This is a genomic window from Aliihoeflea sp. (assembly GCF_052435475.1).
GTDB lineage: Bacteria > Pseudomonadota > Alphaproteobacteria > Rhizobiales > Rhizobiaceae > Aliihoeflea.
The window spans coordinates 14,818-31,610 of sequence record NZ_JBQVMV010000025.1 but is presented as its reverse complement, the minus strand read 5'-3'; the positions used below and the strand labels follow the sequence as shown (position 1 = coordinate 31,610).

General features: G+C 63.5%; 15 protein-coding genes. 9 read left to right on the top strand and 6 right to left on the bottom strand.

What is annotated here, in order from left to right; translation table 11 throughout:
• The 5 genes from ACT6QU_RS18340 to ACT6QU_RS18320 all read left to right on the top strand — a co-directional run.
• The coding region (locus ACT6QU_RS18340; RefSeq protein ID WP_444837011.1) for a hypothetical protein at positions 1-354 on the top strand (354 nt) is incomplete at its 5' end.
• Positions 355-803: 449 nt separating this feature from the next.
• Positions 804-1,226 carry a DUF4260 domain-containing protein gene (locus ACT6QU_RS18335; protein ID WP_444837010.1) on the top strand — a complete coding sequence of 141 codons (423 nt, stop codon included), beginning with the start codon at positions 804-806 and terminating at the stop codon, positions 1,224-1,226.
• A gap of 211 nt (positions 1,227-1,437) precedes the next feature.
• A complete protein-coding gene (locus ACT6QU_RS18330; RefSeq protein ID WP_444837009.1) occupies positions 1,438-2,268 on the top strand; it encodes an alpha/beta fold hydrolase in 831 nt (276 codons plus the stop codon).
• A gap of 178 nt (positions 2,269-2,446) precedes the next feature.
• Positions 2,447-3,475 (top strand): homoserine dehydrogenase, encoded by a 1,029-nt coding sequence (locus ACT6QU_RS18325; RefSeq protein ID WP_444837008.1) that lies wholly within the window; start codon positions 2,447-2,449, stop codon positions 3,473-3,475.
• Complete coding sequence (locus tag ACT6QU_RS18320; protein WP_444837007.1) at positions 3,472-4,176, top strand: glutamine amidotransferase; 705 nt, start codon at positions 3,472-3,474, stop codon at positions 4,174-4,176. Before ACT6QU_RS18325 ends, ACT6QU_RS18320 begins: the two co-directional genes overlap by 4 nt.
• 42 nt (positions 4,177-4,218) lie before the next feature.
• On the opposite strand, the gene ACT6QU_RS18315 is transcribed toward ACT6QU_RS18320, so the two are convergent.
• Both ACT6QU_RS18315 and ACT6QU_RS18310 read right to left on the bottom strand, forming a co-directional pair.
• Positions 4,219-5,127: a helix-turn-helix domain-containing protein gene (locus ACT6QU_RS18315; RefSeq protein ID WP_444837006.1), complete on the bottom strand. Its 909-nt coding sequence runs from the start codon at positions 5,125-5,127 to the stop codon at positions 4,219-4,221.
• Positions 5,124-6,074 (bottom strand): helix-turn-helix domain-containing protein, encoded by a 951-nt coding sequence (locus ACT6QU_RS18310; RefSeq protein WP_444837005.1) that lies wholly within the window; start codon positions 6,072-6,074, stop codon positions 5,124-5,126. The genes ACT6QU_RS18315 and ACT6QU_RS18310 overlap by 4 nt, the downstream gene beginning before the upstream one ends.
• Positions 6,075-6,310: 236 nt before the next feature.
• Between ACT6QU_RS18310 and ACT6QU_RS18305 the strand changes: the two genes are divergently transcribed.
• Entirely contained in the window at positions 6,311-6,922 is a 612-nt protein-coding gene (locus tag ACT6QU_RS18305; protein ID WP_444837004.1) for a TetR-like C-terminal domain-containing protein, read from the top strand.
• A gap of 42 nt (positions 6,923-6,964) precedes the next feature.
• Here ACT6QU_RS18305 and ACT6QU_RS18300 read toward each other — a convergent pair whose 3' ends face one another.
• The 4 genes from ACT6QU_RS18300 to ACT6QU_RS18285 form a co-directional block, all read right to left on the bottom strand.
• Entirely contained in the window at positions 6,965-8,875 is a 1,911-nt protein-coding gene (locus ACT6QU_RS18300) for an alpha/beta fold hydrolase (RefSeq protein WP_444837003.1), read from the bottom strand.
• 61 nt (positions 8,876-8,936) lie between these two features.
• The gene (locus ACT6QU_RS18295) at positions 8,937-10,319 is read right to left on the bottom strand and encodes an aldehyde dehydrogenase family protein (RefSeq protein ID WP_444837002.1); all 1,383 of its coding nucleotides are present in this window, start codon (positions 10,317-10,319) and stop codon (positions 8,937-8,939) included.
• Positions 10,320-10,340: 21 nt separating this feature from the next.
• A complete protein-coding gene (locus tag ACT6QU_RS18290) occupies positions 10,341-11,996 on the bottom strand; it encodes an acetolactate synthase large subunit (RefSeq protein ID WP_444837001.1) in 1,656 nt (551 codons plus the stop codon).
• Between the two features lie 116 nt (positions 11,997-12,112).
• On the bottom strand, positions 12,113-13,171 hold the full coding sequence (locus ACT6QU_RS18285; RefSeq protein WP_444837000.1) for an LLM class flavin-dependent oxidoreductase: 1,059 nt from the start codon (positions 13,169-13,171) through the stop codon (positions 12,113-12,115).
• Between the two features lie 355 nt (positions 13,172-13,526).
• Here ACT6QU_RS18285 and ACT6QU_RS18280 point away from each other — a divergent pair, with 355 nt between their 5' ends.
• From ACT6QU_RS18280 to ACT6QU_RS18270, 3 genes are all read left to right on the top strand, one after another.
• Positions 13,527-14,420, top strand: a complete 894-nt coding sequence (locus ACT6QU_RS18280) for a LysR family transcriptional regulator (RefSeq protein WP_444836999.1) — start codon at positions 13,527-13,529, stop codon at positions 14,418-14,420.
• A gap of 126 nt (positions 14,421-14,546) precedes the next feature.
• Positions 14,547-15,482, top strand: a complete 936-nt coding sequence (locus ACT6QU_RS18275) for a pirin family protein (RefSeq protein WP_444836998.1) — start codon at positions 14,547-14,549, stop codon at positions 15,480-15,482.
• Positions 15,483-15,506: 24 nt separating this feature from the next.
• Positions 15,507-16,754 carry a DUF5996 family protein gene (locus ACT6QU_RS18270; RefSeq protein ID WP_444836997.1) on the top strand — a complete coding sequence of 416 codons (1,248 nt, stop codon included), beginning with the start codon at positions 15,507-15,509 and terminating at the stop codon, positions 16,752-16,754.
• The last annotated feature ends 39 nt before the right edge of the window (positions 16,755-16,793 follow it).

The following is a 16,793-nucleotide window of genomic DNA, read 5'->3' as shown; positions in this document are numbered from 1 at the left end:
CGTCATGGCGCGGCGACCGGTCATATGGCTTCACAAAGGCAGGCGTCATCCTATCATCGCAATTCGACCCATTCGTATCGTGCTCAAACGGTCACCGTTTGGCAGCTGGGTGGAGCGCTTCGCGTCATCGCGTTTTGGCACGACATCAATCGCTCGATCGCCGTGCACCTTCCACTCGTTCGCGATGTCAGCGAAGCCTGCGTTACTGCCGTTAGGCCATGGCCAGCTCTGCTAGCCCTCGCGGCGCAAGACTGCGAATCGCCGTCGAAAAATGCGCATCTCTCTTGGGTCGACTTTGCGCCGATTACCATCGGGCGGAAATCGATTTCCGGCACAAGGGGGGCGCAAAGCTGACGCCAACGCGAACCCGAGCGACGATAAGCAGTAATCGAAAATCGATTTCCGCTTTGCGCCCCCATTCCGGCCGTTCAGGCGAAATTTGCCTTCGCCTGAAAGCGGACGTTCAGCCCTTCCCACGAATGGCGGCTAGGCGCCTCCATTCCCGCGGTGGCGGGACACTTTCCCTTTCGCCGCAAGCAAACGCGAAGGCTTGGTACGGAACGACTTGAAAGCGTCCCACGGCCGAGTACCCTTTCTGCTTTGTGTCGCTTCCCCAAGTCAGCAATTCCGGCACGGTCGCAGCAGTTTTTGCACCGCGCAGTAGGATCAGGCTGTGTAGTGTGAATGGGAAAGCAATTTATTGGACGCTATCGAAAACCGGCAAGTGGCTTTCGGATCGCATTCTTGAGGAATGGGATGAAGTTGCGTATTTCGCAGGTTTGGCAAAAAGGACTAGTACGAACATGAACAGTACCGCGGAGATCGGATACGCCGAATGCGGCTATGCTGCAGGCAAAATCCGCCAGGTTCTTCGCGGCGAAGCGCTGGCGATCTTGGCGGCAAGCACGACACTGTTCTTCTTATTCGGCGGTGATCTATGGATGTTCGCCGTGCTGTTCTTCGCTCCCGACATCAGTATCGCGGGCTATGCGGCAGGCCCGAAAGCGGGCGCGGCTATTTACAATGCCGTCCATAGCTATGCCCTGCATGCCGTACTGGCCGTGGCCGGTGTTTTGACCGGCAGCGAACTTCTCTGGCAGATCAGTCTGATATTCATCGCTCATGCCGCCTTCGACCGGAGCCTGGGATACGGGCTGAAATACGCGGCCGGTTTCCGCCACACGCATCTCGGGCCGATTGGCAAACCCACGCCGAGGGGCGACTGAAGCGGCTAAAAGAGGGACGACGGCTTTAGGCGGAGAGAGCCCGCAAGATTTGACGCGTGCACTGCAGCTTGCGCCGCGGCGCATTCTCCGAGCCGCTAGAACGGTGACGTGAATGGCAGGTGGCGAGCGCGTGTGGACCCGGTGAGATCACGGCTGGGCAAACCCCTGCCTGATCGAGGATTTTCTCTGCCTGGCATCAAGGAGACGTGCGATGGCAACTATCAAGACATCAGACGGGACCGACCTGTTCTACAAGGATCTGGGGCCGAAAGACGCGCAGCCGATCATGTTCCATCATGGCTGGCCGCTCAGTTCCGACGACTGGGACAACCAGATGCTGTTCTTCCTGTCCGAAGGCTATCGTGTGATCGCGCATGACCGGCGCGGCCATGGCCGATCCGACCAGACCGACACCGGCAACGAAATGGACACCTACGCCGCGGACGTGGCCGAGATCGCCAAGGCGCTCGATCTGCGCGACGCGGTCCACATCGGCCATTCGACGGGCGGCGGCGAAGTCACCCGCTATGCGGCGCGCGCCGAGCGTGGCCGTGTCGCGAAAATCATTCTGATCGCGGCGATCCCGCCCGTCATGGTCAGGTCCGACACCAACCCGGACGGCGTTCCGATGGAGGTCTTCGACGGGTTGCGTTCCGCGCTGGAAACAAACCGTGCGCAGTTCTATCGCGATCTGCCGAGCGGACCCTTCTACGGCTTCAATCGCGACGGCGCGAAGGTCAGCCAGGGCCTGATCGACAATTGGTGGCGCCAAGGCATGAGTGGCGGCGCAAAGGCGCACCATGACTGCATCGTCGTTTTTTCGGAGACCGATTTCACCGACGATTTGAAGGCGCTCACCATCCCCGTGCTGATCATCCACGGGGAGGACGACCAGATCGTGCCGATCGAAAACTCGGCTCACAAGGCGATCAGGCTCCTCAGCGACGGCACGATGAGGACCTATCCCGGACTTTCCCACGGGCTGTTCGCCACGCATCCCGAGGTGGTGAACCCTGACTTGCTGGCCTTCATCCGCGCCTGAGACGGCATCACCGAAGGCGCTCTCGGCGGCACCCTTCGCGACCGCCGGGAGCGCCTTTCGCAAAACGCCTTCGCCCGTCGCTCGTGCGAGGCTAAACTGGCGGACACGCTCGGATTCCGGCTCGGCGCAGCCCGAGCCGCAGCCGTAATCGATGCTCTGAGACGAGGGGTAGAAAGCGATGAATGTCGTCAGGGTCGCGATCGCAGGTTTCGGGGGCGTTGGCCGCGCCACTGCCAGCCTTCTCTTCGCCCGTCGCGAGCGCTACCGTGATGTCTATGGAGCCGACATCCGGCTCGTCGCGGTCTGCGGATCGCGGTCCGGTATCGCGGACCCGAATGGTCTCGAACCCGAACGACTGGACGCGCTCGAACGCGTTCGATCGGGACCTGAATTCATCGAGGCGAGCGGCGCCGACATTGTCATCGAAGCGGGGCCGAGCGATTTCCGCACCGGTGGCCCAGGCCTCGCCTATATCCGTTCCGCCCTTTCGGTGGGGCGCGATGCCATCGTCATATCGAAGGGGGCGCTGGTCCACAGCGGCCCGGAACTACGGGCCTTGGCGCGTTCCACGGGCGCCCTGCTGAAGCTGAGCGGCGCGGCGGCAGCCGCGCTGCCGACGATCGACCTCATCGAACACAGCCTGAAAGGCTGCGAGGTGCTGGAAATCGAGGGCATTCTGAACGCCACCACCAACTACCTGCTCGACGCGATGATGAACGAGAATCTCGGCTTCGCGGAGGCGCTGGCGCGCGCGCAAGCGGGCGGCTTCGCTGAAGCCGACCCTCGCAACGACACCGAGGGCTGGGACACCGCCAGCAAGCTCGTCCTCATGGCCAATTTCGGCCTCGACGCCGAGCTGACGATGGGCGATCTTGCCGTCGAGGGCATCCAGTCGGTCAGGGCGCACGACATTCTGACGTGGCGAAAGGAGCGTGTCGTTCCCAAGTTGGTCGGGAGCCTGGTCCGCGCGGACGGGGCCACGCGCGCGGCCGTCGGCATCCGGACCTACCCGCCGGGCGATCCGCTCGCACATGTGTCGGGAAAGAACAAGGCGATCCGGATCACCACGGACGCGATGGGCGAGACGATCGCCATCGGCTCCGGGACCGAGCCGCTGGCGACCGCGGCCGCCGCGCTCAAGGATCTCGAACACATACTGACCGCGAGAGCGGCGCGCCCCGCTCGCGGTTCAGGAGGGGCGGAATGACGATGAAGACCGTGCAAGCCATCCGGCATATAGCCTTCGAGGATCTGGGCAGCTTCGCGGGCCCGTTGCGGGCGGCCGGCTACGACATCAACTATATCGACGTTGCCGGGCGCGATCCGGCAACGCTCGATCCTCTCGCCGCCGATCTTTTTGTAGTTCTGGGCGGCCCGATCGGCGTCTACGATCACGACGCCTATCCGGTGGTCACCGACGAGATCGCCTTGCTGCGGGCGCGGCTCGCGGCCGGGCGGCCGACGCTCGGGATATGTCTCGGCGCGCAGCTGATGGCCGCAGCGCTCGGAGCGCGGGTCTATTCGGGCCCGGCAAAGGAGATAGGCTGGTCGACACTCGAAGTGTCGGAAACGGCCGCGCCGAATCCTCTCGCTGTGCTTCACGGCGTGCCCGTGCTTCACTGGCATGGCGACACGTTCGACCTGCCGGAAGGTTCCAGTGTCCTCGCATCCACCGCGCTTTGCGTGAACCAGGCTTTCTCGCGCGGACCCAATGTGCTCGGCCTGCAGTTCCATCCGGAGGTGCTGGGCGCGCGGTTCGAGCATTGGCTTTTGGGCCACGCCAACGAGCTGGCGACGGCAGGGGTTGATCCACGCAAGCTACGCCGCGATGCGCAACGGCATTGTCGCAAGCTGGAACAAGCTGGCGCCAGACTGCTTGCAGGCTGGCTGTCGCAACTGACGCGCTGATCCGACCGGCAGTCTGCGCACCGCATCGTTCAGCGGCAGACGTCACTGCAGCGCGATGAGACGCGACGGCTCGCGAACCGCCCGGCGATAGTCGGTCGGGCTCATATGCCGATGTTTCATGAACACACGCGCTAACACTTGGTTCGACGAGTATCCCACTTCCAGCGCGATCTCGGTCACCGACAAATCGGTGGTCTCGAGCAGTTCGCAGGTTTTCTCCATCCTCAGTCGCGTCAAATAGACCCGCGGCGGCACGCCGACGCTCTGCTTGAACATGCGCGCGAAATAGAACGGGGAGAGGCGCGCCTCGGCGGCCAGCTCGTCGAGGGTGATGTCCTCCGAAAGCCGCTCCCGCATGTACTCCATACTGCGCCGTTCGGCCCATGGCGCCAGCCCGCCCCGCACAGTGACGAGTGGACGGCCACCCAACTGGCAAAGCTGGGCGAGGATTTCGAAGCCGGCTGCCCGCGCCAAAAGGCGCGACGGCGCACCGTCTTCTTCACATAGGGTCCACAGGGTCCGAAGCGCCGATCGGATGGCGGGCGAATCGAACATCCGGCCGTAAGCCAGGGGAAGGTCGAATGAGCCACCGTCGGATGCCTCATCGAGCATCCGCTGCCACTGCTCCATCGGAAAAGCCAGACTGCGTAGCCGATGGCTTTCATCCATGATCGCCTCGGTGGCGAAGTTCGGCGCAGCAAGGGCAAAGTCGCCCTTCTTGCTGATCACATTGAAACGTCCCCCTCCCAAATCGCCGCTGACCCGGCTTCCGCCAAGCAGGTCCTGATAGAGGACGATATCGGACACGGCCGGGCGGGACATGTCCCCTGCCGGACGCTCCACCTCAAGCAGGTTGAGAATCCCGCCGGGGGATTTCAACATTCGCACATATGACGCCTGATCGCCCTCGCAGTACCATTGGGTGAAAGAAGGGTGGGCGGGTGCGGTCATTGTGGCGTCTCCGATGCTGAAATCGTTGTTCCCAATCTTTGCAGCGAGGTTTGGCGCACCGGGTCGCGGACCGCCCGGCGATAGTCAGTCGGGCTCATGCGTTGATGCTTGACGAAAACACGGGCAAGAACTTGGTTCGACGAATATCCAACCTCATGCGCGATATCCGTGACCGAAAGGTCCGTCGTCTCCAGTAGCGTGCAAGCCTTTTCCACTCTCAGTCGCATCAAGTAGGCCCGTGGCGGTACACCGACGCTCTGCTTGAACATGCGGGCGAAATGAAACGGAGAGAGCCGCGCCTCGGCGGCCAGTTCGTCGAGGCCGATATCGTCCGCCAGACGCGCCTGCATGAGATCGATACAACGCCGCTCAGCCCAGGGAGCCAGCCCTCCCCGTGCCGAAGCGAACGGCGAGCCCGCCAAGTGGCAAAGCTCGGCCAGGATTTCGCAACCGGCAGCTTGCGCCAGCAGACGCGACGGTGCGCCCTCCTCGTCACACAGGCGCCATAGCTGGCGCTGCGCGGTCCGGATTCTGGATGAGGTGAACGTCCCTCGATGCAAGGCACCGAAATCGAGAGAGGATGCCCGATCCGCAGGGTCCTCCAGAAGCCGCCTCCAGTGGGCGACGGGAAAGGCTATGGAGCGAATGTGGTGGAAGCTGTCGACGCTGATCGAATTGGTAAAGTTCGGCGCCGCCAGCAGGAAATCGCCCGGCCGGGTGGTCGCAGTGAACCGGCCCGAGCCGAGGTCGGCGTTGACGCCGAAGCCGCCCCTCAGGTCGTAATGCAGGACAAGGTCCGGCACGGCAGGGTCCGATATTTCGACTGCGGGCATGGCGGTCTCCATCAGATTGAGGAAGCCGCCGGTGGACTTGATCGTCCGCACGTACTGCGCGAAGGGACCCTCGCAGAACCACTCTACGAAGGAGGAATAGGTAGGCACCGTCATGCTGTGTCTCCTATGCTCGTGCATCCCCGCCGTCTGAGCTGGTCGGCCAGTCCGATCCGTGCAGATCGATCAGGACGGGCAAGTGGTTCGCATGCAGGCTGCACGCGGCGGGCGGTGTGTCGAACCTCATTTCCAGCCAGCCACGGGATTCATAAATACCTGCTGGAAGTCGTTTCAAATACTTCTCACTCATTGGTTGAAACGCTACCGTTCCATTCACAATGGGGACCTTTTGGATGGAACGCAAGAGTATCGACCGCAAAATGCGACGCGTACCGAGCGGTGCGGCGGTCTTCCGGCCCGAACTGACCACGGCGCTTTTCAGGGCGCTGTTCGAGGACTGGGCAGAGACGGGCTATGCGGCAGTGAGCCTCGAGCGCGTGGCGGCACGGGCGGGAGCGGGCAAGGCGGCCATCTATCGCCGATGGCCCTCAAAACTGGAATTCGCGTGCGAAGCGATACAGAGCGTCGGAGTGAATCTGTCCGACTTCAGCGACCACGGCTCGCTAAGTGCCGATATCAAAGCCTATCTCAGTACGACGCGCAGAGCGTTTCGGCATCCGTTGATCCGCAAGATTGTGCCGGACGTCGTTGCCGAGCGCATCAGAACGCCCCAACTTTCAGCAGCACTGGAAAGTCTGTCCCAGGTACGTCGACAGTTAGGAGATCGACTGCTCGACCGCGCCATAGCCCGCGGGGAACTCCAGCCTGGGTTGGACCGGGAACTCGCGCTCGATTTTCTCATCGCAGGTCTGTACATGCGGATGATCGTTCGCACGAAAAGGACGACAACGGCGGAGATCGACCGGCAGGCGATCGCGATCGAAGCCGCAATCAAGGCCTGTTGAGCCGGCGCCGGTTCGCCAACATCGCCGCCGCGACGAAGGCCCTCACCGGCACGAACCGGCTTCGACGTCGCCGATCAGGTGACGCGCAAGGAACGCCTCGATCGTGCGGTAGAGTTCGAAGTTGCTGTCCTGATTGATGAACCAGTGACCCTCCGTCTCATTGACCAGGAACTCGACGTCGCGGCCCCGCTTGCGAAGGGCATCCACGACCGCCTGAGCCTGGCCAAGCTTGACACGCGCGTCCTGTGCGCCATGGACCACCAGCAGCGGGCATTTGATCCGGTCCAGGCGGCTGACCGGCGAGCGCGAAAGCATGTCGGCATTGTCTGCCTCCACGGCGGGATCGCCGGTATAGGCGATCCAGTTTTTCATAAGCGCCTCGCGCAGGAACGATGGAAGGTCCCGCACGACCGTTCTAAGGTCTGAAACCCCCGCATAGTCGATTGCCGCGGCGAACCGGTTGGGCGTGAAGCTGGCGCCGACGAGGGCGGCGTATCCCCCATACGAGCTTCCATAGATCGCCACGCGATCCGCGTCCGTGTGGCCCTCGGCGATGGCCCAGTCGAGCGCATCGATCAGGTCATCATGCATCCTCCCGGCGAACTCGCCTCTCGCGGCCTTGGTGAATGCCTTCCCGTAGCCCGTCGAGCCTCGCATGTTGACCTGCAGGACGGCGTAACCGCGATTGGCGAAGAACTGGACTTCGGGGTCGTAGGACGCGCTGTCGCGGTACCATGGGCCGCCATGAACGAGAAGAACGGTCGGCAGGAGATGCGGTGCCCGGTCGACCGCAAGCGTCAGATGGCAGGGCAGCGCCAGGCCGTCGCGCGAGACAATGGTGACGGGACGGACGGACGAAAGCCTGACGGGATCGAGCTCCCGCCTGCGGCGGGCGATGAGACGGGCTTCTCCGCTCGCGTGGTCGTAGAACCACGTCGCGCCGGGGTCTCTGTCGGTCGTGAACTCGGCAATCCAACGCCCGCCCGCCGCATCGCAGGACACATGTCCAAGCTCACCTGCGGAAAGCTCGTTCAGCCTGACCAGCACTTCGGCGAAGTGGGCGTCCAACGCATGGATAACCTGCCGTTCGCCGAGATATCGAGCTCCAAGCAGTTCGCCCGTGACAGGGTTAAGGATCAGTGAGGGCGCAAATCGCTGGTCGGCTTCCGGACGCGGTGTATCGAGGCTGAGGACGGGGTGGCTGTCGACTTCGATTTCGTCTCCACTGGCCAGATCGACCCGGACGAGACGCGTCCTGTCCGAACCCAGGTTCGAACCAACCCAGATTGCGCTGCCGTCCGGCGTCGGGACGATCGGCGTGGGGGTGAAGGGGAAGTCTTCGCCCGCGAACCTGGCGAGGGGCACGAAATCGTCGTTCTCGAACCGCGCCAGGACGTGATCCCCGTCCCGATCGATGATGAAGGCGTGCGGCGAACCGTTGGGGATCGGTATCCAGAATACGAAACGGCCGGGGTTCCTGCCGATCATCCTGAGTTCGCCGGTCGTCATGTCGAGACTGTGGAGATCGATGAAAACGGGGTCGCGGGCATTTAGCTGGAGGAAGACCGTTTCGGGGTCGGCGGACGAGAACGCGAACCCCATGACCCTCACCCCGGGAAAGGGCGTCAGATCGACCGGTGCCGCCTCCTGCGCGACCGACATGCGGTAGAGGTGCCAGTTCTCGTCGCCATCCGCATCCTGCAGATAGAGGATGGAGTCCCCATCCGGCGACCACACGTAACTCTCGATGTTGCGACGCGCATCGTTGGTGAGCCGGCGGTCGTTTTCGAGGTTCCAGGGCCCGTCGGGTCCAATGTCGTGCACGAAGACGTTCAGCCGATCGCGCCACGGTGCGAGATAGGCGATCCGCGTTCCGTCCGGCGATATTCGGGCGCCGGAGAACGCAGGTGTAGCAAACAGCGTTTCGACCGGGATAGGGTTGAACTCAGGCATGTCGTACACTTTTGTCGGGAATGGCCGTGAACGCGGGCAGGCTTTGCGACTGCCGCCGGGATCAGCTACGGCGCAACAGGATCATCTTTTCCTGCGTCATGTCGTGCATAGTGAACGGGATGCCGCCGGTGCCGTATCCGGATTCCCTGCGACCGGCGAAAGGCATCCAGTCGGTGCGGAATGCGGTGGGATCGTTGATCATCACGGCGGACGCGTCGAGCCGATTGGCGGCGCGCATCGCGACGTCGATATCCTGCGCAAAGACGCTGGCCTGAAAGGCGGTGGGCAGCGCATTAGCCTGATGGATCGCCGCGTCGAGATCGCGGTAGCGATAGACCGTGACGACCGGGCCGAACACTTCCAGCGTCGAAATCTTCGCGTCGGCGACCGGGTCGAGCAGCACCGCCGGCTGCAAGGTCGTCTCGGACAGGCGCTTGCCGCCGGTCGCCAGTGTGGCGCCACCGCCGACCGCTTCGTCGATCCATTGCCCGACCCTGTCGACCTCGCGCGGCAGGATCAGCGGTCCGACCTCGGTGTCCTTCAGGGCGGGATCGGCAGTACGCAGTCTTTCGACGCGGGCGACGAGCTTTTGCGTGAAGTCCTCGGCGATGTCGGCATGGACGAAGATGCGCTGCGTCGACACGCAGACCTGGCCGGCGTGGTAGTAGCCGCCCTTGACGATCGGCTCGATCACCTTGCCGAGATCCGCGCTGCGGTCGACTATGGCGGGGGCCGCCCCGCCATGCTCGAGCGCCGAGCGCGTGCCGGGCGCGAGCCTGGAATGCAGCGGCCAGCCGACCCGGGCCGAACCGATGAAGCTCAGGAAGGCGACGCGGCTGTCGGTCGCCAGCCTTTCGGCCAACGCGTTGTCATCGGTGATGAATGTCTGGCACCAGGGCTCGGGCAGACCCGCTTCGTGGACCAGCGCCACGAAGTCGATGCAGGAGAGCGGCGTCGTGGCGGCCGGCTTGACGATGACAGGGCAGCCCACGGCGATGGCCGGCGCGACCTGGTGAACGATCAGGTTCAAGGGATGGTTGAAGGCGGAAATCGCCGCGACGATGCCGATCGGCTCCTTCGTGGTGAAGGCCCAGCGGTTCTCGGCCGCCGCCGACAGCCCCATCGGAATTTCACGTCCGGCGAAGTTGCGCAGTTCGTCGGCGGCGTTGTGAATGCCGTCGATGGCGCGGCTGGTCTCGACGATCGCGTCCGGCAGCGGCTTGCCGCCCTCGCGGGCGATCTGCATGGCGAGATGATCGCGCTTGCCTTCCATCAGCGCGGCCAGCCTGCGCAGGATGGCGACATGCTCGTGCGGCTTCAGCCAACCATCGCGATCCCGGAAGACCAGCTCCGCCGCCTGAAGTTTGCGCTCCAGCGCGGCGGCATCGTCGGTCTCGATCTGCGTGATCGGCGCACGATCGAATGGCTGAACGACTGTCAGCATTGTTGATCTCCCTTCGCTGGACTACGCGAGTTCCACGTCGGGCCTGCGGTTGCGCAACTCGTCGACGAGAACACGGGTGTTTTCGGAATAGTCGATCGGCACATCGACCAGATGGACACCACCATCCGCGAAGGCGGCCTGCAGCGTGGGCACCAGATCCTGGACCGCGGTCACCCGCGAGCCCTTCGCACCATACGCTTCGGCATAGCGAACGAAGTCTGGATTGCCGAAGCTCATTCCGAAATCCTGGAAGCCGTCGACTGCCTGTTTCCAGCGGATCATGCCGTAGGCGCTGTCGTTCAGGATGACGACGACGAGATTGAGCCCGAGGCGGACCGCCGTTTCCATCTCCTGCGAGTTCATCATGAAGCCGCCATCGCCGCAAACGGCCATGACGCGTCTTTCCGGATGCAGCATGGCCGCCATCATCGCTGAGGGCAGGCCGGCGCCCATCGTGGCAAGCGCGTTGTCGAGCAGCAGGGTGTTGGCGACATGGGTGCGGTAGTTGCGGGCGAACCAGATCTTGTACATGCCGTTGTCGAGGCAGGCGATGCCGTCTTCCGGCATCACCTTGCGGACATCGTGGACGATGCGCTGCGGTGTCGGCGGAAAGCGTCCCTCCTCGGCGCGGTCGTTGAGGCGGGCGAGGATACGCTGACGCAGATCGAGCATTCCTTCATCAGGCTCCAGCTTTCCTTCGAGCCGCTCGGCAAGCCCCTCTACCGCAGCTCCGATGTCGCCGATCACCTCGATATCCGGGTGGTAGACCTGCTCCACAGTGGCCGATTGGTAGCCGACATGGATAACCTTCGGCCCACCGGCGCTCTTCATCAGGAAAGGCGGCTTCTCGACGGTGTCGTGGCCGATGGCGACGATCAGATTGGCACGTTCCACCGCCTCATGCACATAATCGCCCTCCGACAGTGCCGCGGTGCCCATGTAGAGGTTCGAGCCACCGGTGACTGCGCCCTTGCCCATCTGGGTATTGAAGAACGGCAACCTCGTGCGCCTCACGAAGCTCGAAAGCGCATCGACCAGAGCGGGCCTGTTACCCGCCGCGCCGAACATGACGAGCGGCCGGCTGGCCGCCAGGATTGTCTGCGCTGCGATGTCGAGCGACCGGGCCGAGGCCATGGGCCGCTCCGTCGCGTGAACCGCAATGACGAAGGCGTTCGCGACCTCCTCGCCCGCAACATCTTCCGGCAGTTCCAGATGCACCGGCCCGGGCCGCTCCTCCATCGCGACGCGAAAGGCATCGCGCACCGTCGAGGGTATGGCGGCGGTACTGACGATCTGGCGCGTCATCTTGGTCAGCGGCTTCATCGACGCCACGATATCGACGATCTGGAAGCGGGCCTGCTTGGCGCTCATCAGGGGCTTCTGGCCGGTGATGAGGATCATCGGCATGGCGCCGAGATGGGCGTAGGCCGCGCCGGTCGAGAAATTGAGCGCGCCGGGTCCGAGCGTCGCCAGACAGACGCCGGGCCTGCCCGTAAGTCGCCCATGCGTCGCCGCCATGAAGGCCGCGGCCTGCTCGTGACGGGTCAGGACCAGCTTGATGCCGGAGGTCCGCAGCGATTCCAGAAGGTCCAGGTTTTCCTCGCCAGGCACACCGAAGATTCGATCAACGCCTTCGTTCTCCAGCGCAGCGACAAACAGGTCTGATCCCTTAGGCATAAATTTTACCTCTACCTTGATGGTTTCAACAGAACTCGCCGAGAGGCTACACCACCAAGTGCAATTGCCACCCATCGCCTCGCTTCACGAACGCGGCGATCGACCTTTCCAGCCAATCACGATGTCGGAACATGCGCGCTCGGCATCTGGTGAGCCCGGACAATCGGCGCCACTTCCGTGCCAAGAAGCTCGATCGAGCGCTTCATCGCGGCGGTTTCGAGCGAGGCGGTGCTCATCTGGAAGGTGATGCGTGAGACGCCACCGAGCGCCTCGCTGGCCCTTAGCATCTTGGCGGCAACCGTCCTGGGGTCACCGATCAGGAATGCTCCTTCGGGACTGGCCATTGCTTCGAACTGCTGGCGAGTTGGCGGCGGCCATCCTCGCTCGCGTCCGATCTTTCCGGTGAGATGCACCCAGCCGGGAAAGAACGCATCCCTGGCTTCGGCGTCGGTCTCGCCGACGAAAGCCATGGCGTGCACGCCCACGGTCAGTTTCTCCGGGCTGTGGCCGGCTCGCGCGCCGGACTCCCGATACAGATCGACGAGCGGGCGGAACCGCTCGAACGTGCCGCCGATGATGGCAACCATCAGCGGAAGGCCAAGCTCTCCAGCGCGCTCGAAGGATGACGGCGTGCCGCCGACGCCCACCCACAGAGGCAGCCGCTGCTGGTGCGGGCGCGGGAAGACGCCCTCTCCGTGAAGTGCCGAGCGATAGCGCCCATACCAGGAGATGTTGGTCTCCTCGCTGAGTTTCAGGAACAGGTCGAGCTTTTCGGCGAAAAGGTCGTCATAGGCGCGGGTATCGAGGCCGAACAGCGGAAACGCCTCACCGAACGAGCCTCGCCCGACGACAATCTCGGCGCGCCCTTTGGAGATCAGGTCCAGCGTCGCGAATTCCTGGAACACCCGTACGGGATCGGCCGCGCTCAGCACCGTCACCGCGCTCGTCAGGCGTATCCTGCTGGTGCGGGCCGCGGCGGCAGCGAGAATGATCGCGGGCGCGGAGTCGAGAAATTCGGCGCGATGGTGCTCGCCTATGCCGAAGACATCGAGCCCGACACGGTCAGCGGTTTCGACCTCCTCAAGAAGGTCGGCCATGCGATCCGTCGCCGAAGGAAGCCGTCCGGTCGCCGGGTCGGGGAGAATGGCCGCAAAACTATCGATGCCAATTTCCATGATGTGTTCTCACAAGTCATTGCCGATCATGATGATCGCATTGGATTTGCGCGCGGCAGTTCCAGCTCTGGTGAAGGGCGAACCCGCACCCACCTGGCGACCAAGAGGTAATCTACGCGCGACGGCGATGCGGTGCAGTATGTGCCCCGCCGGTGCCGTTCTTGCTTGCTTTCGATTGCACTGCGACACCGAGACTTGAGTTCGTTCGGGTTCTTGGAGACGGTGTGACTGAAGCGATGGCCGGCCAACAGGTATGTGTAAGGGCAAACTGCAGACGATCAGTCAGTGACATCTCTTTCGGTCAAACGGTAGGGCTCGCTCCTGCCACGCTGTGTCGCAAAACTGGGAACACCGGATGGATATCGACGACCTGCGGACGTTTGTGGAAGTTGCCGATGCGGGGGGCGTATCGGCTGCGGCACGTCGGCTGGGCGTTTCGAAATCGATCGTCAGTCGGCGACTGCTCAAGCTTGAAGCAGAGCTTGGCGTTCAGCTTCTCGCACGCACCACCCGCGGCGCGGCCCTGACGGAAGCCGGCGCTTCGTTCCGCGACCATGCGGCAAGAGTAGGCGCGGAGATCGATGCGGCGCGGGAGACCATTCAGCCGTCCGGCGACCTGACCGGCCGCCTGCGCGTCGCGATGCCGCTGACCTTCGGTCCGACGCATCTGGCGCCCGTGCTGGCGCAACTGGCGCGTCGCCACCCGAGACTGCATATCCACTCGTCCTACAGCGACCGTTTCGTCGATCTCATCGGCGAGGGTTTCGATTGTGCGGTTCGGGTCGGCTACCTCCAGGACTCAAACCTGATTGCAAGGCGCGTGGGTGATATCCATGGAAAGTTTCTCGCCAGCCCCGACTACATAAAGGCGCATGGCGCGCCGGAGGCGCCGGAGGAGATCGCCCTTCACCAGGCCCTCATGCAGGGCACCGAGGCTTGGCAGTTCATGGATGGCGACAAGGTCGTCACGATCAACCCGCAAGGGCGCTACAAGGCAGATAACGGCATCGCCCTCGCTGCCGCGGCGGCCGCAGGGCTGGGCGTCGCATGGCTGCCCGATTGCGTGACCGACACCTATATCGCTTCGGGCGCGCTCGTGCCGATCATGACACGCTATCCGCTGCCATCGGCGGGGGTCTATGTCATCCGGCCGCCGGGGCCGCATCCCTCGCGAAAGGTGCGGGTCCTGACCGAACTGATGATCGAGTGCCTTCAGAATGACCCGGGTCTTGCGGCCATCTGGCGCTAGTGCGGAATTTTTGCGGGTCTGCGTCGGTGTTCCATTTTTCGCGACACAGCTCGGCGGATCACGGGTCTAGCGGTAGTTGCGGCCAACGCTTAGTTCGACCCTGACGAGATCGCGAAAGGACAAAGCATGAGCTGGAACCCATCACTTGAACCGGGCTGCCCCGATGACGTCGGGATCGATGCAATCGAGACCCTGATCGTCCCGCGGTCGAGAGACCTTGGCGATTTCGAGGTCCGGCGGGCTCTGCCGGCACCAAAGCGGCAGATGGTCGGGCCGTTCATCTTTTTCGACCAGGCCGGGCCGGCGGAGTTCCTGACCGGTCAGGGTGTCGATGTGCGGCCGCACCCGCATATTGGGCTTGGAACGGTGACCTATCTGTTCCGGGGTGATTTCCACCATCGCGACAGCACTGGCGCCGACCAGATCATCAGGCCCGGCGCATTGAACTGGATGGTCGCAGGACGCGGTGTCACCCATTCGGAGCGCACCTCCGCGACGGCGCGAAGCGGCCCGAACAGCCTGTTCGGCATCCAGACCTGGCTGGCCCTGCCGGACAGCCACGAGGACGTGGACGCCAGCTTCGAGCATCACGGTAAAGACACACTGCCTGTCATCGAAGACCAGGGCGTTTCAGTCCGGCTGATCCTCGGCAACGCCTATGGCAAGGTCGCACCCGCGACGATGCTTTCCGAGACTTTCTACGCGGATGTGCGGCTGGATCCGCGCAGCCGGCTGCCAATGCCGGACGAGCACGAAGACCGCGGCATCTACATCGTTGAAGGCTCGATCTCGGTCGCCGGACAGGAATTCGAGGCGGGGCAAATGATGGTTTTCCGACCAGGCGACCGCATCACGGTGGCCGCTGGCGAAAGGGGCGCGCGGCTGATGATCCTCGGCGGTGCGACCTTCAACGGCCCACGTTACATCTGGTGGAACTTTGTCGCCTCATCCAGGGAGCGCATCGAACTCGCCAAAGAGGAATGGCGCTCCGCGAATTGGGGCAATGGCCGCTTCGATCTGCCTGCCGACGACCGCAACGAACATATTCCCCTTCCCGAATGACCGATCCAGCCTGGAGACATAATAATGACCAACTGGCCTAAGCTCGACTATCTCGGCTGGCGCGACACGTGCTCGGCGCTGCATCTCTATCTGCAGATTGCGGGCAAGTACCGGCTGGCGCACACGCCGTGGCTCAACCATTCGTGGAACGCGACTTTCTACGTCACGCCGATTGGACTGGCCTCTTCGCCAATCCCGGACGGCCCGGGCATTGAGATCCTGTTCGACCTGCGTGAGCACAAGGTGGTGGGCACCTGCGGCAATGGCCGCAAGGCGTCGTTCGATCTGGGGCCAATGACGGTCGCAGCCTTCCACACGAGCTTCGTGCAACTGATTACGGACCTCGGCGGCACACCGACCTTCAACGGCAGCCCCAACGAGGTGCCATTTCCGGTTCCCTTCGCCGAAGATGACCGTGACCGGCCCTATGACGGAGAAGCCGTCGAGCGATTTCATCAGTCCCTGATGGCGGTCGACAAGGTGTTCAATCGCTTCCGCACCTCCTTCCTCGGCAAGTCCAGCCCCGTGCACCTGTTCTGGGGCAGCTTCGACCTGGCTCTCACGCGCTTTTCGGGCCGCCGCGCGCCGCTCCACCCGGGTGGCATCCCGTCCCTGCCAAACGACGTCGCACAGGAAGCCTATGACCGCGAGGTGTCTTCGGCGGGCTTTTGGCCCGGCGGCAACGGCATCGACTATCCAGCCTTTTACGCCTACGCCTATCCTGCGCCCGGTGGCTACCGCGCCGCGTCAGTTCAGCCCGACGCAGCCTTCTGGCATGACGGCCTTTCGGAGTTCGTTCTGCCTTATGAGGCCGTGCAGGCGTCTGCGGATCCCGATGCGGTGCTGATGGCTTTCCTCACTTCGACCTACGAGGCGGCAGCCGATCTGGGCGGCTGGGACCGGGGACTTCTCGAATGCGCAAACGGACAGCCCCGAGAGGTGCGAAGGCCCGATGCGGCGCTCGTGGCGCTTGCGCCATCGGTAGGCGACGAGCCCGTGGAGCGAGAGGATGGCCCGTCGAAAGGGCGCTACCGTCTGGTCGTGAATGGCGTCGAGGCCGAAATGAGCTACAGCCGCGCCGGCGGGAACCTGCTGATTATCGACCACACGGAGGTGCCAGCGGCATTGCGCGGCCGCAAAGTCGGCGAGCGACTGGTGCGTCAGGCGATCGAGGATGCTCGGCGCGATCACGTCGAGATCATGCCGCTCTGCCCATTCGCGAAGGCGCAGATTGATCGCCATCCCGAATGGCACGACGTGCTGCGCCGGTGATGGAAGCAAGGCGGCGATGCTCGCCTTCATTCCAGCGGT